A 19,262-nucleotide genomic window follows, 5' to 3' on the forward strand; every position below is an offset into this window, starting at 1 on the left:
AGATATGCACCGGTTTTTTTATGCCTGTAACAAAGCTTATTTGAAACTTCGTTTAATCTTGCGCAACATTTCTTGGAGTTTTTCTTGTGAAATTTCACGCTCATTATACTGGTGCATATAACATTGCTCTACGTATACATGCAGGTAAGAGCGTTGTGTTTGATTGAGCTTTGGAGCGAGCCGCGCAACAAAATCTTTGAGAGTTTCGTGGGTGTGCTTTTGCCAACCTTTTTGGCTTAAAAACTTAAGCAATTGCGCGCCGGGCGAGTATGGCTGACGGCTGAACCAAGTTTTATAGGGTAAAAACACCAAGGCCAGACAAAACACTATTAATCCTAAACTGATTAGCATAAAGCTAGTCATGTTTTTTGCGTTAAAATCACCAAACCATTTCTTAATCAGGTCGCGTTGACTGTCTTGATCATATTGCAAAACGGTTTGTGACCACTGATGATCTATCATGACGAGGAAGTCTCGAATCTGACCGATAATCGGATTGTCGTTAAATTCTGATAGGTTGAAAGGGCGCTCAATAAGGTCGCTTTCAGTTTCATCGATACTTGAAAACAAACCATCTAACAAACGGTTTGGTGCAACAATGGCGGTAGGATCAATCCTCATCCAGCCGCTGCCATCGACCCAATATTCTACCCACGCGTGTGCGTCGTATTGTCGCACGGTTAAAATATTGCCGTTTTGTAATTCTCCGCCTTGGTATCCTGCCACTAATCGCGCAGGAATCCCGGCAAGGCGCAGCATAAAGGCTAAAGAAGAGGCATAGTGAGAGCAAAAGCCACGTCTATGGGTGAACAAGAACTCATCCACTGGGTCGGTTTGCATGAGCGGAGGCTGCAAGGTGTAGCTAAACTGATTGCTAAAGTACATGTCCATTATGGCTCTTAAGCGCTGCTGCGTGCTCATGTCTTGAGAAATCGCCTCATTTACCCACTGACGAGTGCGTTGATTGCCGTCATCGGGAACTTGAAGGTTTTTATTGCGTTCATATGATGTCAAAAAATGATTCAGTGGCGATGACAAATAGGAACTGACAATATACAAACTGGCTTGCTTGTTTACCTCTTGCGAAAACAACTGATAACTCTGATTACGATAAATTGTGCGGCTGCTCATTACTTGGTCAACCACTGGAATGTCCAAAGAATACTTCCATCGAGTATTATTGGGCTCTGCTATAACTAAATACTGCGTTGCTTCACCTTCAACGGCTATTTGTGAGGTACGCTCTAATACAAATGTTTCGTCATCCATTGACCACGTCGCACCGTCAAAGTTATCGAGTACGATGCTACGCCAGTAACGTTCTTGTGGCTCGGGTACATCAGTAATAAATTCTGCTCTAAACGCTAGGTCCCCAGATTGGGCTAGATTTGCGATGTCGCCGGGTGTGATGCTCTCAGACAATCCTGTAGAACTGGATTTTTGCGCCGCTGATTCCCATAACGGAGGCAGGCGCGGCACCATAACAAACAGCAGGGCCATAATCGGTAGCGCCTGAAGAATGAGCTTTGCGCTGTGCTTTGCACTTGTTGAGTAAGCAAGTTTTCCTTTATTGAGCAAAAACGCGGTAAACAGCGTGGTGAACAAAATCGCGCCGTAGAACAGTGTCAGCAATAGCTGCTGATGATAAATAAAGCCGCAGGCAATCAAAAATACCAATACGACGATGATCAAATGAAAGTCGGCTGCTGTTCTTAAGGTGATGAGCTTTAAGCAACCGGCGACAACGAGAAGGTTGATCATCGTTGATAATAGTCCAAATTGACCAGAAAACAGCAGTAGCAGCAGCATGCAAAAAATTGCGAGCAGATTAAGCGTTGTATTGTTTACCGGTTTAAGTTTCTTTAATACTTTTGCCCAAACAATGCCCACAGAGCATAGAAATAAGATCCAGACCCAGCCCATGATGCTTGCGTACATGGGCAATACCGATAGTGCAAAACACAAGCTCAGTAGTGCGCCTGGTATTTTTAATTGATCGAGGGTCAACTCACGCATTCAGTTTACTCTTCTCAAATGTTGGTGGCTCGCCATAGGTGGCTAATCTAAATAGACACTTTTGAAGATGATCAAACCCTGTTTGAGGTAATATTTTGGTAACGCCCAGGTCAATGCCAAACTCGGCATTCTCTTTGTATAACTGCTGAACCTGATAGCTTAGAATACGAAGTGCGTTCTCAATATCGCCATTTTGATAATCACTCAAACGCACCCAGCCGCTAACGCCGGCATTTTGTGCAAAATCTTTGGTTAACAGACCCTGTCCTTTTGCGACATGTTTCCAAGAAACATGATGTAGGGGGTCTGTTTCAACAAAATTACGTATTCCCTGCAAATTATCAGAGGCCACTTTGTTGTTCACGTTATCGTGTTCACTGTCATCTTCATCGAGATGCCGATGAAGTTTTATAGGCGCCTTTTGAATGCCAGGATACACAAGGAGTTGGTGCTTTGGTTTAAGGTAGCTCCAACATCTGAACAAACCAAAAGCATAGAGCGTCTCAAACTTTATGCGCTCGCAGTCGTGCAGGCCTCTTGGTAAGTTGATTAGAGGAAGGCTGCATGTTTGACTGTTTTTCATCAAATCGGTGGCAAAGCGCTGGGTTTGCCCGTAGGCACTTATTAATATTTCGCCACCGGTGTATTTTTGAGTGCTGCTAATGATGCAGTTTAAGCGTAGCTCTCTGTTCTCAAATTCAGGCTCAAATGGCAGAAATTGCACGCTGTGTTGCGTGAAGTAGACGTAGCTGTGAAATAGCGACAATAGTCCAAGGGCAATAAAAAAGTAGCTCATGCCCAACACGATATTGTTTTGGTAATTGGTGCCTAAAATAAACAGAAATACCACGATCGCAATCATTGCCCAACCGAAGCTTGACGGAAGGATAAAGGTATTTCCGAGGTCTAAATCAAAGCTGTTTTCAGCCGGTATGCGTTTGCTCAGCCATTGGTTTCTGCGTTTAATGTAAACACTTTTTAATCGGCTGAGGGCGGGTTTCATTAGGCTACCAGAGGGTCAACCTGTTTCAATAGAAACTCACTGAAGCTTGATGCTGTTTGGGTCACTAACTGACCTTTAAGACGGTGCTCACACACTGCGCTGAGTACAAACTGCACGTCTTCTGGCGTGACGAAGTTTCGACCATTAACGTACGCGGCGGCCTTGGAGGTGTTAAAAAGGGCTTTTGCAGCACGTGGCGATAGCGCGTTTGGAAATTCGCTGGACTCACGTGTCAAGTTTACTAAGTTGAGAATATAGTTGACTACCGACTCTGATACTTTCACGTCATCTACCGCGTTTTGCATCTGTTGCAAGGTATCAATGTCAATGATGGTAGCTACATTCTTTGCTTCGTTATCATTCAACAGCATCGCCTTTTCTGACGCGTAGTCTGGGTAGCCTAACGACAATTGCATGTTAAAGCGGTCAAGTTGCGATTCTGGTAGGGGGTGTGTGCCCGACTGATGAAGCGGGTTTTGTGTGGCAATCACGAAAAACGGATAGGGAAGGTCGCGTGTGGTGCCGTCAGTGGTCACTTGACGCTCCGCCATTGCTTCAAGCAGTGCGCTTTGGGTTTTCGGGCTGGCGCGGTTAATTTCGTCGGCCAATACAACTTGGCTAAAGATTGGCCCAGGGTGAAAACTAAATTGCTGTGATGTTTGGTCATATATATTTATACCCAGCATGTCTGCAGGTAGCAAGTCTGAAGTAAATTGTACGCGGGAAAACTCTAAGCCAAACACTTGCGCAAACGACTGCGACAGAGTTGTTTTACCCATACCCGGCAGGTCTTCAAGTAATAAATGCCCACGCGCCAGTAAGCAAATAAGCGATAGCTCTATTTGCGTTTGCTTTCCCCGGATCACTTGGCTAATTTGTTCAATACAGTTCTTTATATCTGTTCGCATGGTAGTCGTCTTTCTCCAAGAACCTCCCATCATAATCATTTTACTGCTCGGTTCAATTATAGAATTAGATACGCGAGTATATTCATATCGGCCAAAATTCATTACACTTGGTGTATCCCCATCTTTATTAAAACGGTTTGTGACTCGCTTTACAGACGGATATTACAAGGAGTAAATATGGCAAACCACTCTCAGGCGGGTAAGCTGCCACTGGCTTCACAGCTCATAAATGTGGCAAAGTTAACGGCAGATTATTATAGTCTGACGCCTGATGTAACCGTTCCTGAACAAGCGGTAACCTTTGGCACTTCTGGCCATCGCGGCTCTTCAAGTACGCTGTCGTTCAACGACGCGCATATCGCTGGTATATGCCAAGCATTGAGTGAGTACCGCAAAATTAACAACATAGATGGCCCACTGTTTATTGGCAAAGACACTCACGCGCTCTCTGAGCCAGCATTAATCACCGCCATCGAAGTGTTGATTGCTAATGATGTAGAGGTAGTGATACAACAAAACAATGAATATACGCCAACCCCAGTCATTTCTCAGCGTATCGTCAGTTACAATCGTGGACGTAGTTCGGGTTTTGCAGATGGCGTTGTCATTACGCCTTCGCACAATCCGCCTAACGATGGTGGCTTTAAATATAATCAAACCCATGGCGGCCCTGCCGACGGCGCTGCAACAACATGGATTCAAGATAGGGCGAATGCCATTATTAGGGCCGGCTCTAGTGAGGTTAAGCGGATCGGTATTGCCGCTGCAAGAGCAAGTGACAACCTGACTGAGGTAGATTTTGCCATTCATTATATCGACTCTCTCAAAGACGTTTTGGATATGAAAGTCATTAGTGATGCGCAGTTAAAGCTAGGTACCGACCCTTTAGGCGGTTCAGGTTATGCGTATTGGGACAGGATTGCACAGCAATATTCTCTAGACATTACTGTGGTGAATCCACAAATCGACCAACGATTTGCTTTCATGCATTGTGATAAAGACGGCAAAATTCGTATGGACTGCTCATCAGCCTACGCCATGTCTGGTCTTATAAAACTTAAAAATGATTTTGATATTGCCTTTGGTAACGATCCAGATTTTGACCGTCACGGGATTGTTTGTGCTTCGTCTGGCTTGATGAATCCTAATCATTATCTAGCGGTAGCAATAGATTATCTTTATCAGCATCGTCCTCAATGGCAGGCGCATTTGGCGATTGGCAAGACCTTGGTTTCAAGTAGCATGATTGACCGAGTCGCCAAAAAGCTCGGGCGCTCGCTTCTTGAAATGCCCGTAGGCTTTAAGTGGTTTGTGCAGGGGTTATGCGATCAACATATTGCCTTTGCCGGTGAAGAGTCTGCCGGTGGCATCTTTTTACAACGTGATGGACAAACGTGGGCGACAGATAAAGATGGGTTTATTATGAGCCTATTGGCTGCTGAAATTACAGCGGTAACGGGCAAAGATCCTGGGGCACATTATCAAGATTTGACCACTCGTTTTGGTGAACCCCTCTACACGCGTATTGACGTAGGCGCATCACTGGTACAAAAACAAGCGTTATCCAGTTTAGAGGTATCTTCTATTACGGCTACTGAAATGGCTGGGGAGAGTATCACGAATGTGCAAACCCACGCTCCTGGAAATGGTGCTAGTATAGGCGGCGTGAAAGTCAGTACAGAAAATGGTTGGTTTGCTGCGCGCCCTTCAGGTACCGAAAATGTATACAAAATATATGCAGAGAGCTTCACAGACAAGTCGCATCTAGACAAGATTATACAAGACGCCGAAGCCCTGGTAGATGAGGTTTTAAAATAGGAACATTGTACGTTTTGAGCTAAACGAATAAAAAGTCAGCATTCGCTGGCTTTTTTGTAGGTTTGGCATAAAGAATTCTGCTAATGCAACGATACATAAAGTAGCGAACAGTTTGATCAAACAATAACGAGTTTGGTCAACATGGTAGTTTTAGGGCTCTTATCGACTTTATGACATTAGAACAGCATCTGCATTTAAATCAGATCCCAAATCGGTATCATTTTATTGAAATCGTAGAGGAGATCTCCAGAAACGAGAAGCGTTTTAGCTTAATGCTAATGGACGTGATGCGTTTTTCAGATGTGTCTGCTGCTTTTGATCATAAGTCAGGCGATGAGGTGCTTTTAAAAATAGCCAATCATATTTGTAAAATATTTCCAGATGCCGCGGCCATAGGGCGCTTAAGCGGTGATATCTTTGGCATTGTTTATACCAATGCTACCACCGCAAACGACCTGCGCGATAAAAATGCACGCTTAATTTCTCATTTTAAAGCACCACTGATGGTTAAAAATACAGCCTTCATCGCAGACTTTAATGTGGGGGCCGCTATTCGCAAGTCTTCCGATACTGACGCGAACACAGTGATATCACTTGCGGAAGCCGCGCTGAAAAAGTCTAAGTCAAATCGCCATGTAAATTTCACGCTTTTATCCGATGATAGCCAACAAGTGACGGGGAAGGGCTTAGCCTTAAAAGCAGATTTAACGAGAGCGTTAAATAACAACGAGTTGGAACTATATTTTCAACCAAAAGTAGACCTTAATACCTTCGAAATTATTGGTGGAGAGTGTTTATTACGTTGGAATCACCCTCTAGACGGTGTGGTGTTTCCTAGCACACTTCTAAAAGCCGCTGAATCATACAATATGATGAACGAATTAGGATACTGGACCCTTGAAAGCGCATTCTCGGCGATGGCGAGTATGAGTGCCGAAGGTTTTGACGTTCCTGTGTCTGTTAATCTTTCTCCTACTCAGCTATACGATCCTCAGTTATTGACTACTGTGCGCACCTTGGTGCAGAAATATGATGTACAAGCATCGATGATTGAAATAGAGCTTACTGAAGATGTTGCATTGACCAATTCTCTGTTGGTGAAGCGGCAGTTAGATGAAATGCGTAAAATGGGTATTGCCATTTCTATGGACGATTTTGGTAAAGGATATTCCAACCTCAGCTTTATTCGAGACTTAGAGCTCTCGGCCATAAAGATTGATAAGGCCTTTGTGCTTGAACTTAGTGACTCACCGGTTAATAGCGCGATTGTGCAAGCTACAAAAATCATCTGCGATGCTAAAGGTTGTGAGACCTATGCCGAAGGCATCGAGAATATGGAGCAACTTAACTTGCTGCGCAATATGGGCATAACCAAAGGGCAAGGCTTTTTCTTTTCTCAAGCGGTGCCCTACAGTGAATTTATATCCTTGATGAACAGTCGCGAATTTGTGAAGCTGTTAGAGCCTAGCTCTCGAAATACCGGCTAGGGATTGCTATTATACCTGCACTGCAAAATTTAAGGATATTGCGTGCAAGCTTCGTTACAAAACTTTCTTCAATACAGCTTAGACCATCAATGTGACTGGTCACCTCAAACATTTATCATTGACCAGCACACTCAAGTGGAGATGCCCATCTTTGGTGTGGTCATATTTACCCCCACCAATGTGTCAGAGCACCCAAAGCATGTCGTGTATTCTAGTGGCGTGCATGGCAATGAAACTGCGCCCATTGAAATTTGCAATGAGCTAATACATGGCATAGGTTCAGGCGCTTTAAAAGTTGTCCATCGCGTGATGTTTATCTTAGGCAACTTACCTGCGATTGCACAACAAACTCGCTTCATTGAAGACAATCTAAACCGCTTGTTTACGCCAGAGCTACAAGGCGAAGGCCTCGAGATAGATAGGGCTAAAGCGATCATGTTGGAAATGGCCCGTTTTTATGAAGGAGTGCAGGGTGAGCGTATTCATTATGACCTGCATACCGCTATTCGCGCGTCAAAAAACGAGAAATTTGCGGTCTATCCTTTTTTGCATGGCAAGCCTCATAAAAAGCATCAGTTACAATTTATGTCTGACTGCGGTGTAAACACAGTATTGTTGTCACAATCGGTCACCACAACCTTTAGCTACTATTCGTCGCGCTTTCATCAGGCAGACTCTTTTACGGTAGAGCTTGGTCAGGTGCGCCCATTCGGCGAAAATGACATGCAAAAATTCGCGGCCGCAAAACAAATGTTACAAAACTTGATTACCCAAACTGAACTCGAGCTTACGCCTTATGCGCAATGCCCTTTAGAGCTGTTTACGGTTAATCAGGTGATCAACAAGCATCACAACGACTTTACGCTGCACTTTGCAGACGATTTGGCAAATTTCAGCGATTTTAAGAAAGGCGACTTGCTCGCCACTGAGTCTGGCAAGGAGTACAGGGCTCTACAGGACGCTGAGGCGATTGTGTTTCCCAATGCAAACGTTGCCATCGGCCAGCGCGCAATGTTGACGGTGGTGCCATATGAGCTCACCTGATCACGGTTTTGTGCTGCACCCGTGCTTAGAGGCAGACAGTGTTTTTGTTTGCCGCCTCGCATTATGCCAAGTGCGCCTTAGTTTAGACGCAAATTATCCGTGGTTGTTGTTAATTCCTGAGCTTAGTAATCTCAAAGAGCTTCATCATATGTCACATAAGCAGCAACAACTGCTTACAAAAGAAAGCCAAATCTTGGCGACGGCTATAGAAAATTGTTTTGAGCCTGATAAGCTAAACATTGCGAGTTTAGGTAACGTTGTACCGCAACTGCATGTGCATCACATCGCAAGGTATACCTCTGATTTGGCATGGCCAGCACCCGTTTGGGGACATAGTCCTGCAGGTGTATACAATGAGGAAGTGCTAGAAAAGCGTATTGAGCATATTAATCAACATATTTTAGAAACAAGGAAAGGCTTATGATCATTACTACTACAAATTCAATCGAAGGTAAGGCTATTACGCAATATTGCGGTGTGGTCATTGGCGAGGCGATTATGGGAGCAAATGTGTTTAAAGATTTGTTTGCGTCCATCAGAGACATTGTAGGGGGCCGTTCTGGCGCATATGAGGCGGAGCTTACCAAAGCGCGACAAATTGCATTTGAAGAAATCGAAAGAGAAGCACACATGCTCGGTGCAGATGCCGTTGTCGGGGTAGATTTAGATTATGAAGTAGTGGGTCAAAACGGCAGCATGTTGATGGTAAGCATCAGCGGAACGGCTGTAAAAATCGGTTAAGCTACCATTTATCTTCGTCTTCTTTATCATAGTCTGAGTCGGGGCGTTTTTTAAAGTCTTTGGGAATATCAAAGCGCGTTGTGTATTTAAGCAACATGATATTCCCAACAATTACGCCAAATACCAGCGCTATAATAATAATGATCCACATTGTGCTCATGCTTTGACTCCTTCGTTATAGGTATAACGCCTAATTAACTCTGGTAAGCAAGATAGCACGCTTTGTTTACCAAGCATCTCACTTTTTGCAAGCTGCTCGGCAAGGGTATCTGCGCTAAAGTGGGATTGGATTTGCTGCGCTATCGCCCTATGGCTAAGGTGCCAAGGCTCGCGGGCCACGCCGCCAGTGTAATGATGATAGGGCAGGTAAAAGCCATACGAGTCACAATGTGTATGCACCCAGCGCGCGAGCTCAGCGCAAGGCCCCTCATTTTCATATTCTTGAGGAATAAGCTCAAATACATGACCTAGCTTCTCGACATTGCGTTTGTCATAAAAGTCAAAGTCTGTACCCCAATGATGCCGACTGGCACCTGGCAGGGCTGACCACGTTAAAATAGCGTGTATTTTCTCTTCATCAGCTAAGGTATTTGCATCGAGGATTTCCCCATCAATGGTGTATAGGGCAAGCTCACCTCGCCATTTCCTATTCCAAATCGAAAGCTGTTTATCAAAACTGCGAAAGCTACTACAAATCTGTAAGTCTAGACCTTCGATAGCCGCATCGGCCTGCATTTGGCAAAATGCGTCCTTTACCTCGCCGTGGAGGCTATGATGTTCATTTACCGCGACAATGTGTGAAGAATCAATCCCCATGATTTGCAGGCTGCTGATCATGTCAAAACGCCTTTTAGAACGCGGTAATACACTTCTACGAGATGCTTCAAATTTTCTGCACTGACACACTCGTTGATTTGATGAATGGTACTATTTTCGGGCCCAAGCTCTACTACTTGTGCACCGGTAGGAGCGATAAAACGACCGTCTGAGGTGCCACCGGCTGTCGATAGTTCCGTTGAGAAGCCCATGTATTGTTCGATTGCATTGACGCAAGCATCTACTAAGGTGCCAGATTCAGTGATAAAGGCTTGCCCGTTCACAATCCAGTTGAGATCAAAATCTAACCCGTGTTTATCTAAAATAGCAATCACCCGCGCTTGTAGTTGTGTGTGGGTGACTTCAGTTGAAAATCTAAAATTAAAATTTGCATGTAGCTCGCCTGGCACCACATTGGTTGCACCTGTGCCAGCATTGAGATTCGATACCTGAAAACTGGTTGGTGGAAAAAACGCGTTGCCATTATCCCATTTGGTGTGTGCTAGTTCATCGAGCGCTTTGGCAAACGCATGTATGGGGTTGTGAACTAGATGAGGATAGGCCACATGACCTTGCTTGCCTTTAATAGTGAGTTCGCCCGTCAGAGACCCTCGGCGACCATTCTTGATAATGTCACCGGTAACTTTAGTGCTAGAAGGCTCGCCTACAATACAGTAATCAATTTTCTCTTGTCGTGCTTCAAGCGTGTCAATGACGCGTGTAGTGCCATTAATGAAGGGGCCTTCTTCATCACTAGTAATTAAATAAGCGATAGAGCCTTTGTGATCCGGAAAGTCTTGTACAAAACGTTCGGTTGCCACCAGCATGGCAGCCAAACTGCCTTTCATGTCTGCCGTTCCGCGGCCATACAAAAAACCATTTTGTTCTACGCACTCAAACGGGGGATGCGTCCATTTATCCACAGGTCCAGTTGGCACAACATCAGTATGCCCAGCGAAGCAAAACACAGGGCCGTCAGTGCCGCGACGCGACCATAAATTAGTGGTATCTTCAAATACCATCGTCTCGCCAATAAAGCCAAGTTCCCCCAATATGCCTTGCATTACATGCTGACAACCTTCGTCTTTTGGGGTGACAGAAGGGCGGCGTACTAAATTTTTGGTGAGCGCAATGACGTCATGCAAGATTAAATATCTCCGCGTAATCATCGGCTTTAAAGCCGATATGTGAGCCGCCTTGGTGTACAAGGATTGGACGCTTAATCATTGAGGGGTTGTCTATTAGCAGAGGCACTGCGCTGTCTTGCGTCATACTTTCCTTTTGTTCATCGGTCAGTTTGCGAAAGGTTGTGCCACGTTTATTGACCACCGTATCTACGCCGTGTTGTTTGATCATATCCTCGAGAAAGGCGGCGTCTACGGACGATTTTTTGTAATCGTGAAACTGATATTCAATTTGATGTTGCTCTAACCATTTTTTAGCTTTTTTGATGGTGTCGCAGTTACTGATGCCGTACATCGTTATCATTGTGTTGCTCTCATTCAATTATTTTATAACCGGCTTTAATAAGCGCGGAGATTGCGCCTTGAAGCTTTTCTTGTTTGACCATGAAGTAGTCGGTTTCGAAGGTGGATACCACAAATATACTGATTTTTGCCTTTGCGAGTACCCCCCCAATCTCTGCCATAATACCCACCATGCTCAGATTTAGTGGGCCTAGCACCTCTAATACTCGCCAGTCACGGTCACTTTCAGGTGCCTCAATATCTAGACTTTGCGGCACTACGAGCGATAATTCATCATGGGTTTTGCCAATGAAGTAGACATCGCAAGTGAGCACTGCTTGAGGAATACTATTTTCTGGCTCTAAGCTATGGATTGCGAAAGTGTCAGCTAACACTTGTAGAGTTTGTTTGGGCACGCGACGTTTCCTTAAGATTAGCTTATCCACTGTTTCTGTGGATAAGTATGTGCAGTACACAGGTATTACTGATTAAGGTAATGAAAACTATAGCAAAAAGATTACGCTCATAATACACACAAGTGAGCTTATTGTGCATAATACACAATAATTATTTCACATTGATAACGCAAATACGGATAATCAAATTAAAAAGGATGTGCAATGCAGTCACTGAGGATTTACGCAGGCCCTAAAGCCATGCGATCCATACAAGAGCAAGGTGTTACACCACAAATGTTCAGCGCCATGTTAGGCGCATCAGGTGGACCTAAATGGTTTGTATTATATGGTTTAGATAAAGTGATATTCAGTGAGTTCCTAGATAAATCTACTCAGCCTTTAGACGTGATTGGCTCATCGATTGGTGCATTTCGCAGCGCATGTTTCGCCCACCATGACACCACCGCAGCGATAGAGCGTTTGGCAGATAGGTACAGCAATACGGTATATTCTGAAAAACCCACTGTACAAGAAATCACCCAAAAGGGTATTGCTCTACTAGACAATATGATTGGTCAAGATGGCGTGCAAGAAGTCCTTAATCACAGCAAAAGACGCCTGCACATTGTGGTGGCTAAAAGTCACGGCCTTGCGGCAAAAGAAATTCGCTGGCAGCAAGGCGCAGCGCTTGGTTTAGCCGCTACGCGTAACGCGATTGGTCGCGCAAAATTACAAAAAAGCTTTACCCGAGTCATCTTTTCTAACACCGACGAGTTGCTGTCTTTTAACGAGCAAGTCCCTATCAAAACCAAGCACGTAAAGCTACGCCCCGATAACTTGCATATGGCGTTAATGGCCAGTGGTTCGATTCCTATGGTGATTCAAGGTGTGCCAGATATTCCCGGCGCTGGGCAGGGTATGTATCGAGACGGCGGCATTGTGGATTATCACTTTGATATGCAGATCAACACACCGGGCTTAGTGTTATATCCCCATTTTGCAAAGACCCCCATTCCTGGATGGTTCGATAAGGCGCTAAAGGCACGTCAATGCCATCCATCAAGCTACGACAATGTCGTGATGGTGGTGCCAAGTGATGAGTTTGTAAATGCCTTACCCTATTCAAAAATTCCCGATAGAAAAGACTTTGAAACGATGGGGGCACAGGAGAGAATCGCTTACTGGCATAAAGTGATGAGCGAGTCGCATAGGCTAGGGGATGAGTTTTTAGAGTGGACCAATAGCCCAAACCCATCAAAATTTGTACAGCCGATACAGTTGCGCCGCTAAACCGTTAAAAACCACTTGCGTTAAGCGACTGCCATGGATATTATACGCGCCGCTGTCTAACAAGTCCTTTCGCAGGGTTTAAACGATATGCAGATTTTTGCGCCTATAGCTCAGTTGGTTAGAGCGCTACCTTGACATGGTAGAGGTCCCCTGTTCGAGTCAGGGTAGGCGCACCACTCTTTGTTTGACTAATCTTTTATGTCTTCTGCTGACGCATTTGGCGCTTGTTGCATACGTGCGCGCTCAATCAGCGCTTGGTTTTTTGTGCGTTCTAGGAGTTTAACACGGTGATGCATAGCTACTTTGGCAAGAATATGCGCGGTTACCGGCGCCGTAATGACCAAAAACAAGGTGATCAGCAACTCATTAATGCTGATAGTGCCTTGAGAAGCAAATACATATAGCATAGAGCCAATCAATACACCGCCAAGACCTAGCGTTGTCGCTTTGGTAGGGGCATGTAAGCGCACATATAAATCTTGCAGACGCAATAGACCAATTGACCCTACCAGTACAAAGATACCGCCTAAAATCAGCAGGGCAGATATTACCAATTCCATTATAAAGCTCATATCACGCTCCTATTCAATGATGTCGCCGCGAAGCAGGTATTTACCAAAGGCAACGCTGCTTACAAAACCAAGCATGGCAATCAGCAATGCTGCTTCAAAATACAAGGGGGTTTTATTGTATATTCCGTATATCAGAATCAGTGCAATGCTATTTATATACATGGTATCTAGCGCTAGTATGCGGTCGACAACGTGCGGACCAATAATTAAGCGCCACAGATTCAGTACCAGCGCAATACACAGCATTACCGCTACAATGATGACAGTCGTTTCTAACATCCGAATATCTCCTTTACACGTGCTTCATAGCGCTGTTTAATCAAATCAATCACTTCCTGCTCGTCTTTGGGCATGTTTAAAACATGTATGTAAAGCCACTTTTGATCTGTCGATATATCTGCACTCACTGTGCCCGGTGTCATGGTCACCGTGCTTGCAAGTACGGTAATAGGCAATGTACCCGTGAGATCCAGTGGGACAGCAATAAAGCCAGGCTGAATTTTATGCATGGGGCCAACGACCAATAGCGCGACCTCTATATTCGCGACAATAATGTCTTTTAACACGACAAATACATAGCTGACGGCCTTAAGCGGCTTTTTGATAGTCGCTTGCTTGACCCTTAAAGGCTCGCATAACAAAGGTATTAAAAAGCCCAATACGCAGCCTAAAATGATGTGGCCAAGGCTTAGGGTGTTGTTTAACATCAGCCACACGACTAACAGCAATGCACTATGGAAAGGCATTGGGAATAAACGAGACGATAGAGTACTCATTGTGTACCTCCCTCTAGGTTCATCGCTTCAATAAGGTAAGGGATATCGTGCAGTTGCTGAGCGGCGCTATTGGTATACTCGACGATAGTGTTACCAAATAAAGCAATTGCCGGCGAAGCAATTAATAACAACAGCGCGCCGCTGAGCTGCCATTTTGAAACATTGTTTTCATCTGATGCATCGTTTGTGCTGGCATAACGCCAAAACAAGCTTGTTCCGGCGCGAGAAAGCGCAACGATAGTTACCAGACTCGAAACCAGAATCATTGACCAAACCCATATGACATGGTCAGAGCCAGTGGCTGATTGTAGTATAACAAGTTTACCTAAAAAGCCAGAAAACGGGGGTAAACCGGCAACGGTCATTGCGGCAATTAAAAACATAATTCCCAACAAAGTGTGTTGTTTTATTTTGCGTGCTACCACAAAAAAGTCTAAGGCGCGGCCGCGTTGTTGACCAAGCATATCGGCGATTAAGAAGAGCGCAGCTGTAATCAGGGTACTGTGGACAAGATATAGCATGCCGGCGGCAGTCGCTTCTGGCGTTCTAAGTGCAAAAGCAATTAATAGGGTACCGACCGATACAATAACAAGGTTACCTGCCAGCATCCGCAAATTCGTGCTTGCTAGCGCGCCGATAGTGCCAATAGCGATGCTCACAATCGCCAGTGGCCAAATCCAAGGCTCTATCATATTGGCTAAACCGCCAGCTTGCTCGCCATAGATGACCGTATAGACGCGGAAGATGCAGTACACACCCACTTTTGTCATGATTGCAAAAAGGGCGGCAACAGGCGCGGTTGCGGCTGCATAGGTTTTTGGTAGCCAGAAGTGCAGTGGCAACATCGCTGACTTTAAGCCAAATACGATAAGCAAGAGCGAACCACCTGCTTGGGCAATCAGTTGGTTACTTTCAGACAAATGCGGGATTCTAAGCGCCATGTCAGCAATATTGAGCGTACCGGTAATGCCATAAAGCGTGCCTAGCGCAAATAAAAATAAACTAGACCCAATGAGATTTAATATCACATAGTGAACGCTTGCCGCTGTGCGCTGTTTGCCGCCTGCATGCACCAATAGGGCATACGAAGCAATCAACAGGACTTCAAAGAAAACGAACAGGTTGAATAGGTCATTAGTTAAAAAGGCACCGTAAATGCCCAATAATTGAAATTGAATTAATGGGTGGAAGTACTTGCCTTGCACGTCAGTGCCGGCGCAGGCATATAGTGTTACGCACAGCCCCAAAAAGCTGGTCAACAAAATCAGCATTGCCGCAATTTGGTCTGCATATAAAATGATGCCAAAGGGAGGCTGCCAATCACCCACAGCATACATGATGCCGCCATCAGAGAGCACAGTCATGACTAGGTATATTGCGCAAACAACTTGTGCAACACATAAGGCAATAGCGGCTGCACGTCTTGATTTAAATCGCCTAGGCCCTGCAAATGGAGGCAACAATAACAACAAGCCTCCAATCATAGGGATTAAGATAGGAAGAATAGGCAAATGAATCATCATGCTTTCCCTCTATTAGGCTTAACCAGTTTATCGGAGTCGGGGGGATCGCGACCGTCTACAAAATCATTGCCCAAATCAGCGCGTGCTCGAATCGCTAATATGACCACAAATGCAATCATGGCGAAGCCAATAACAATAGCGGTGAGTGTGAGGGCTTGTGGAAGCGGATCAGCATATTCTTCGGCCATGCCAAGAATCGCGGCACCATCAAGACTTAATCGTCCACTTGAAAATAAAAACAGGTTAACGGCATAAGACAGCATGGTTAGCCCTACGACTACGGAGAATGTGCGTCCACGCAAACATAAAAATACGCCGCAGAACGTCATTACACCTACACAAATTACGTATAAAGTTTCCATTATTCCTCCGCAATAGGGCGATGAACAGAGGTAAGCTTACCTAGGTTCGCTAATATCAGTAGGGTTGCGCCTACCACTGTCAAGTACACGCCTAAATCGAAGACCAGCGCACTGGCTAGCTCAATTTCACCAATAAATGGGATATCAAAATAGTCAAACCAGGTTGTCATGAACGGTCTGCCGAAGAACCAACTGCCAATGCCTGTTAGTGTGGCGATGAGCACGCCTAGCGCAATCAAGGTCTGATAATCGACTTTAATACGGGGTTTCACCCAGTCTACGCCATGGGCGATGTATTGTTGAATCAAAGCAACAGAGGTAATCAAACCTGCAATAAACCCGCCCCCTGGCATGTTGTGCCCGCGCAGGAATATATAAAAAGACACTAGCAGTGCGAGCGGAAGCAAGCTTTGTGAAATCATCGCTAGAATGGGCGGGTGTCTATCTTGTGACCAAGCTAGACCATTTTCATTTGCTGATGGGATAGCCAAGCGCACTCGGGCCAACAGTTTGAAGATACCAAGTGCCGCGACTCCGAGCACTAGAATCTCGCCTAAGGTGTCTAAGCCCCTAAAATCGACCAAGATAACATTCACCGCATTGGTTCCACCGCCACCGGTTTTACTGTTGGCTAGGAAGAACTCAGCGATACTGTCTACAGGCTGGGTAATAAACGCATAGTTTATAGTCGCGACGATGCCACCGATTGCAGCGGCAATGCCCACATCTCTCACCACGCGAGAGGGCGAGGATTCAGCCGGTGTCTTTTGTGGTAAGAAAAACAGTGCAAGCATCAACAAAATAACCGTAACCACTTCAACTGCTAATTGGGTTAAGGCAAGATCAGGCGCAGAAAAACGCGCGAAGGCGACGGATACGATAAGACCCACTACCGACAAGGTAATCAACGCCACCATCCGTTTACGATGATAAATCACCGTTGCAATGGCACTGAGACATAAAATAATGGCTGCGGTAATCTCTATGCCGCTAACAGCCTGGTCTGGGCGGAATGTTGTTTCAGTCGCCAAGTTAATTAAAGGTACCGCTGTAATGATAATAGTAAATATCAACAGTGCGCTCACATAGCGCTGCAACGAGCCATTGCTTAAGCCGTCATGGGCTTTGGTCGCCCAACCAACAACGGTTTGCACCACGCCTTCAAAAATTAACTTTTCGTCGGCCTCTCTGAATTGCGCTTGGAAGCGATATAAGTGGTTGCGATACGCATAAACGATCAAGCCACCGCTAATTGCTATGGCACTCATCAGCAGCGGTAGGTTAAAACCATGCCAAATAGCTAGACTGTAGTATGGTAATTCCTCGGTACCCAAGACAGAGCTGGCCGCTGCGGCGAGTAAATCACCGACCATAATGTTGGGAAAAATGCCGACTAACAAACACAGCGCAACCAATATCTCGATGGGTACTTTCATGTACCGTGGCGGCTCATGTGGCGTTTTAGGCAGGTCAATTGGGTCGCCATTGAAGAAGACGTCGTGAATAAAGCGCATAGAATAAGCTACAGCAAAAATACCGGCCAAGGTAGCGAGGACTGGAATGATCCAAGACACATAGCCGAGCGCTGATGAGTGAATCGTTTCAGCTAAGAACATCTCTTTTGATAAGAAGCCATTAAACAGCGGGACACCGGCCATAGATGCTGCAGCCACCATAGCAAGCGTGGCGGTATATGGCATAAAGCGCCATAAGCCATTGAGCTTTCGCATGTCACGGGTGCCTGACTCATGGTCAATAATGCCGGCAGCCATAAACAGCGACGCTTTGAACACTGCGTGATTCATAATATGGAACAACGCAGCAACGGCGGCAAGTTTAGTGTCGAGACCCAGTAGCAGCGTAATTAGACCCAGATGACTCACGGTTGAATAGGCAAGTAAGCCTTTAAGGTCATGTTTGAATAATGCTACATATGCGCCCAATAAAAGTGTGATTAAGCCTGTCATACTGACAATCAAGAACCACATCTCGGTGCCGGACAACACAGGATACATACGTGCAAGTAAGAAAATACCCGCTTTTACCATGGTTGCAGAATGCAGATATGCACTGACAGGTGTCGGCGCTGCCATTGCATGGGGTAACCAAAAATGGAATGGGAACTGCGCTGACTTTGTAAAAGCGCCAAGTAAGACTAAAATAAGCGCTACCGGATAAAGTGCATGCTGAGTAATTAAATCACCGCTTGCTAGAATTACGCTTAATTCGTAGCTGCCAACAATATCAGCAATCAGTAAGAGACCGGCGAGCAAGGCTAGTCCACCGGCGCCGGTGACTGTAAGCGCCATGCGTGCGCCTTTGCGCGATTCTGACTTAGATGACCAAAAACTAATCAGCAAGAAGGAGCTAATGCTTGTTACTTCCCACGCCATCCACATTTGTAAGACATTGTTTGATAACACAATTGACAGCATTGCTGTCATAAATAAGATGAGGTAAGCAAAAAATCGACCGCTGGCTTCCTTTGCAGATAAATAATATCGTGCATACAGAATAATCAATAAGCCTATGCCCAAAATCAGTAACGCAAACATCAGCGCCAGCCCATCTAGGTGCATTGACAAGGTTAAGCCCATAGAAGGTATCCATTCTAGATACTCAACAATTACCTCTCCGGCGAGCACCGCGGGTACTAGCGATATAATGTAAGCGAGGGCAATTGCGGGGGCCAGCATGGTGAACAGAGTATTCACGGTACGTCCGAATCTTTCGGTGACTACCGGTACTAACACACCAATCAACAAGATTGCTGTTATCCAAAATAAGCTCATACTTTTACTGTGCTCCGATTTTTATTTTACGCATATTCAGCACTTAAATTATATACTTAATTTACGAAGAATTGGCGCATAAGATCTAGTATTTATTACACTTTTTATCATTTTGAGTGACAAAAAAAGACATCATTTTTACAAGCCTGTATGTCTTTATCGCCCGATTTAAAAAACAATCCAGTAAACATTCGCTTACACAATTGGCGCAAAGTATAGTGCACAAATTGCGTTTTGACGCGGTTGTTTT

At 45.1% G+C, this 19,262-nt stretch carries 20 protein-coding genes and 1 tRNA gene; 7 read left to right on the plus strand and 14 right to left on the minus strand.

The annotated features are described in order from the left end of the window. Positions 1 to 36: 36 nt before the first annotated feature. Genes KJ365_RS01090 through KJ365_RS01100 form a run of 3 tightly spaced genes read right to left on the minus strand, consistent with a single transcriptional unit; the run spans position 37 to position 3,927 of the window. Positions 37 to 2,016, minus strand: coding sequence for a transglutaminase TgpA family protein (locus KJ365_RS01090; protein WP_214449766.1), 1,980 nt, complete (start codon positions 2,014 to 2,016; stop codon positions 37 to 39). Next, positions 2,009 to 3,019 carry a DUF58 domain-containing protein gene (locus KJ365_RS01095; protein ID WP_214449767.1) on the minus strand — a complete coding sequence of 337 codons (1,011 nt, stop codon included), beginning with the start codon at positions 3,017 to 3,019 and terminating at the stop codon, positions 2,009 to 2,011. The genes KJ365_RS01090 and KJ365_RS01095 overlap by 8 nt, the downstream gene beginning before the upstream one ends. Next, positions 3,019 to 3,927, minus strand: coding sequence for an AAA family ATPase (locus tag KJ365_RS01100; protein ID WP_214449768.1), 909 nt, complete (start codon positions 3,925 to 3,927; stop codon positions 3,019 to 3,021). The genes KJ365_RS01095 and KJ365_RS01100 overlap by 1 nt, the downstream gene beginning before the upstream one ends. 177 nt (positions 3,928 to 4,104) lie before the next feature. On the opposite strand from KJ365_RS01100, the gene pgm reads away from it, so the two are divergent. The 5 genes from pgm (at position 4,105) to KJ365_RS01125 (ending at position 9,017) form a co-directional block, all read left to right on the plus strand. Continuing rightward, complete coding sequence (gene pgm, locus KJ365_RS01105) at positions 4,105 to 5,745, plus strand: phosphoglucomutase (alpha-D-glucose-1,6-bisphosphate-dependent) (protein WP_214449769.1); 1,641 nt, start codon at positions 4,105 to 4,107, stop codon at positions 5,743 to 5,745. A gap of 170 nt (positions 5,746 to 5,915) precedes the next feature. Next, positions 5,916 to 7,232, plus strand: coding sequence for a putative bifunctional diguanylate cyclase/phosphodiesterase (locus tag KJ365_RS01110; protein ID WP_214449770.1), 1,317 nt, complete (start codon positions 5,916 to 5,918; stop codon positions 7,230 to 7,232). Between the two features lie 42 nt (positions 7,233 to 7,274). Beyond that, positions 7,275 to 8,276 carry a succinylglutamate desuccinylase gene (gene astE, locus KJ365_RS01115; RefSeq protein WP_214449771.1) on the plus strand — a complete coding sequence of 334 codons (1,002 nt, stop codon included), beginning with the start codon at positions 7,275 to 7,277 and terminating at the stop codon, positions 8,274 to 8,276. Then, on the plus strand, positions 8,263 to 8,700 hold the full coding sequence (locus tag KJ365_RS01120; protein WP_214449772.1) for an HIT domain-containing protein: 438 nt from the start codon (positions 8,263 to 8,265) through the stop codon (positions 8,698 to 8,700). The genes astE and KJ365_RS01120 overlap by 14 nt, the downstream gene beginning before the upstream one ends. Further along, positions 8,697 to 9,017, plus strand: a complete 321-nt coding sequence (locus KJ365_RS01125; protein WP_214449773.1) for a heavy metal-binding domain-containing protein — start codon at positions 8,697 to 8,699, stop codon at positions 9,015 to 9,017. The genes KJ365_RS01120 and KJ365_RS01125 overlap by 4 nt, the downstream gene beginning before the upstream one ends. A 1-nt stretch (position 9,018) precedes the next feature. Here KJ365_RS01125 and KJ365_RS01130 read toward each other — a convergent pair whose 3' ends face one another. Genes KJ365_RS01130 through KJ365_RS01150 form a run of 5 tightly spaced genes read right to left on the minus strand, consistent with a single transcriptional unit; the run spans position 9,019 to position 11,715 of the window. Further along, positions 9,019 to 9,177 carry a DUF2897 family protein gene (locus KJ365_RS01130; protein WP_214449774.1) on the minus strand — a complete coding sequence of 53 codons (159 nt, stop codon included), beginning with the start codon at positions 9,175 to 9,177 and terminating at the stop codon, positions 9,019 to 9,021. Further along, on the minus strand, positions 9,174 to 9,854 hold the full coding sequence (locus tag KJ365_RS01135) for a M15 family metallopeptidase (protein ID WP_214449775.1): 681 nt from the start codon (positions 9,852 to 9,854) through the stop codon (positions 9,174 to 9,176). Before KJ365_RS01135 ends, KJ365_RS01130 begins: the two co-directional genes overlap by 4 nt. Continuing rightward, entirely contained in the window at positions 9,851 to 10,981 is a 1,131-nt protein-coding gene (dapE, locus tag KJ365_RS01140) for a succinyl-diaminopimelate desuccinylase (protein WP_214450091.1), read from the minus strand. The genes KJ365_RS01135 and dapE overlap by 4 nt, the downstream gene beginning before the upstream one ends. After that, entirely contained in the window at positions 10,971 to 11,321 is a 351-nt protein-coding gene (locus KJ365_RS01145; RefSeq protein ID WP_214449776.1) for an ArsC family reductase, read from the minus strand. The genes dapE and KJ365_RS01145 overlap by 11 nt, the downstream gene beginning before the upstream one ends. A gap of 10 nt (positions 11,322 to 11,331) precedes the next feature. Beyond that, entirely contained in the window at positions 11,332 to 11,715 is a 384-nt protein-coding gene (locus KJ365_RS01150; RefSeq protein WP_214449777.1) for an ACT domain-containing protein, read from the minus strand. Positions 11,716 to 11,919: 204 nt separating this feature from the next. Between KJ365_RS01150 and KJ365_RS01155 the strand changes: the two genes are divergently transcribed. Continuing rightward, positions 11,920 to 12,987: a patatin-like phospholipase family protein gene (locus tag KJ365_RS01155; protein WP_214449778.1), complete on the plus strand. Its 1,068-nt coding sequence runs from the start codon at positions 11,920 to 11,922 to the stop codon at positions 12,985 to 12,987. A gap of 99 nt (positions 12,988 to 13,086) precedes the next feature. Beyond that, a tRNA-Val gene (locus KJ365_RS01160) sits at positions 13,087 to 13,163 on the plus strand. Between the two features lie 12 nt (positions 13,164 to 13,175). Here KJ365_RS01160 and KJ365_RS01165 read toward each other — a convergent pair. Genes KJ365_RS01165 through KJ365_RS01190 form a run of 6 tightly spaced genes read right to left on the minus strand, consistent with a single transcriptional unit; the run spans position 13,176 to position 19,012 of the window. Then, entirely contained in the window at positions 13,176 to 13,559 is a 384-nt protein-coding gene (locus KJ365_RS01165) for a Na+/H+ antiporter subunit G (RefSeq protein ID WP_214449779.1), read from the minus strand. 9 nt (positions 13,560 to 13,568) lie between these two features. Further along, the gene (locus KJ365_RS01170; protein WP_214449780.1) at positions 13,569 to 13,838 is read right to left on the minus strand and encodes a K+/H+ antiporter subunit F; all 270 of its coding nucleotides are present in this window, start codon (positions 13,836 to 13,838) and stop codon (positions 13,569 to 13,571) included. Further along, the gene (locus KJ365_RS01175; RefSeq protein WP_214449781.1) at positions 13,832 to 14,335 is read right to left on the minus strand and encodes a Na+/H+ antiporter subunit E; all 504 of its coding nucleotides are present in this window, start codon (positions 14,333 to 14,335) and stop codon (positions 13,832 to 13,834) included. Before KJ365_RS01175 ends, KJ365_RS01170 begins: the two co-directional genes overlap by 7 nt. Further along, on the minus strand, positions 14,332 to 15,858 hold the full coding sequence (locus KJ365_RS01180) for a monovalent cation/H+ antiporter subunit D (protein ID WP_214449782.1): 1,527 nt from the start codon (positions 15,856 to 15,858) through the stop codon (positions 14,332 to 14,334). The genes KJ365_RS01175 and KJ365_RS01180 overlap by 4 nt, the downstream gene beginning before the upstream one ends. Beyond that, positions 15,855 to 16,220: a Na+/H+ antiporter subunit C gene (locus KJ365_RS01185; RefSeq protein ID WP_214449783.1), complete on the minus strand. Its 366-nt coding sequence runs from the start codon at positions 16,218 to 16,220 to the stop codon at positions 15,855 to 15,857. Before KJ365_RS01185 ends, KJ365_RS01180 begins: the two co-directional genes overlap by 4 nt. Further along, complete coding sequence (locus tag KJ365_RS01190) at positions 16,220 to 19,012, minus strand: monovalent cation/H+ antiporter subunit A (RefSeq protein ID WP_214449784.1); 2,793 nt, start codon at positions 19,010 to 19,012, stop codon at positions 16,220 to 16,222. Before KJ365_RS01190 ends, KJ365_RS01185 begins: the two co-directional genes overlap by 1 nt. Positions 19,013 to 19,262: the final 250 nt, after the last annotated feature.

The sequence above is a fragment of the Glaciecola sp. XM2 genome (genome assembly GCF_018595715.1).
GTDB lineage: Bacteria > Pseudomonadota > Gammaproteobacteria > Enterobacterales > Alteromonadaceae > Glaciecola.

Bases quoted from the DNA above. Each gene is read 5' to 3' on its own strand.
- KJ365_RS01125 (WP_214449773.1), top strand. From the start codon at position 8,697: ATGATCATTACTACTACAAATTCAATCGAAGGTAAGGCTATTACGCAA.
- KJ365_RS01180 (WP_214449782.1), bottom strand. From the start codon at position 15,858: ATGATGATTCATTTGCCTATTCTTCCTATCTTAATCCCTATGATTGGA.
- KJ365_RS01110 (WP_214449770.1), top strand. From the start codon at position 5,916: ATGACATTAGAACAGCATCTGCATTTAAATCAGATCCCAAATCGGTAT.
- KJ365_RS01090 (WP_214449766.1), bottom strand. From the start codon at position 2,016: ATGCGTGAGTTGACCCTCGATCAATTAAAAATACCAGGCGCACTACTG.
- KJ365_RS01175 (WP_214449781.1), bottom strand. From the start codon at position 14,335: ATGAGTACTCTATCGTCTCGTTTATTCCCAATGCCTTTCCATAGTGCA.
- KJ365_RS01095 (WP_214449767.1), bottom strand. From the start codon at position 3,019: ATGAAACCCGCCCTCAGCCGATTAAAAAGTGTTTACATTAAACGCAGA.
- KJ365_RS01130 (WP_214449774.1), bottom strand. From the start codon at position 9,177: ATGAGCACAATGTGGATCATTATTATTATAGCGCTGGTATTTGGCGTA.
- KJ365_RS01185 (WP_214449783.1), bottom strand. From the start codon at position 16,220: ATGGAAACTTTATACGTAATTTGTGTAGGTGTAATGACGTTCTGCGGC.
- KJ365_RS01100 (WP_214449768.1), bottom strand. From the start codon at position 3,927: ATGCGAACAGATATAAAGAACTGTATTGAACAAATTAGCCAAGTGATC.
- KJ365_RS01145 (WP_214449776.1), bottom strand. From the start codon at position 11,321: ATGATAACGATGTACGGCATCAGTAACTGCGACACCATCAAAAAAGCT.
- KJ365_RS01190 (WP_214449784.1), bottom strand. From the start codon at position 19,012: ATGAGCTTATTTTGGATAACAGCAATCTTGTTGATTGGTGTGTTAGTA.
- KJ365_RS01165 (WP_214449779.1), bottom strand. From the start codon at position 13,559: ATGAGCTTTATAATGGAATTGGTAATATCTGCCCTGCTGATTTTAGGC.
- KJ365_RS01120 (WP_214449772.1), top strand. From the start codon at position 8,263: ATGAGCTCACCTGATCACGGTTTTGTGCTGCACCCGTGCTTAGAGGCA.
- KJ365_RS01155 (WP_214449778.1), top strand. From the start codon at position 11,920: ATGCAGTCACTGAGGATTTACGCAGGCCCTAAAGCCATGCGATCCATA.
- KJ365_RS01135 (WP_214449775.1), bottom strand. From the start codon at position 9,854: ATGATCAGCAGCCTGCAAATCATGGGGATTGATTCTTCACACATTGTC.
- pgm (WP_214449769.1), top strand. From the start codon at position 4,105: ATGGCAAACCACTCTCAGGCGGGTAAGCTGCCACTGGCTTCACAGCTC.
- KJ365_RS01170 (WP_214449780.1), bottom strand. From the start codon at position 13,838: ATGTTAGAAACGACTGTCATCATTGTAGCGGTAATGCTGTGTATTGCG.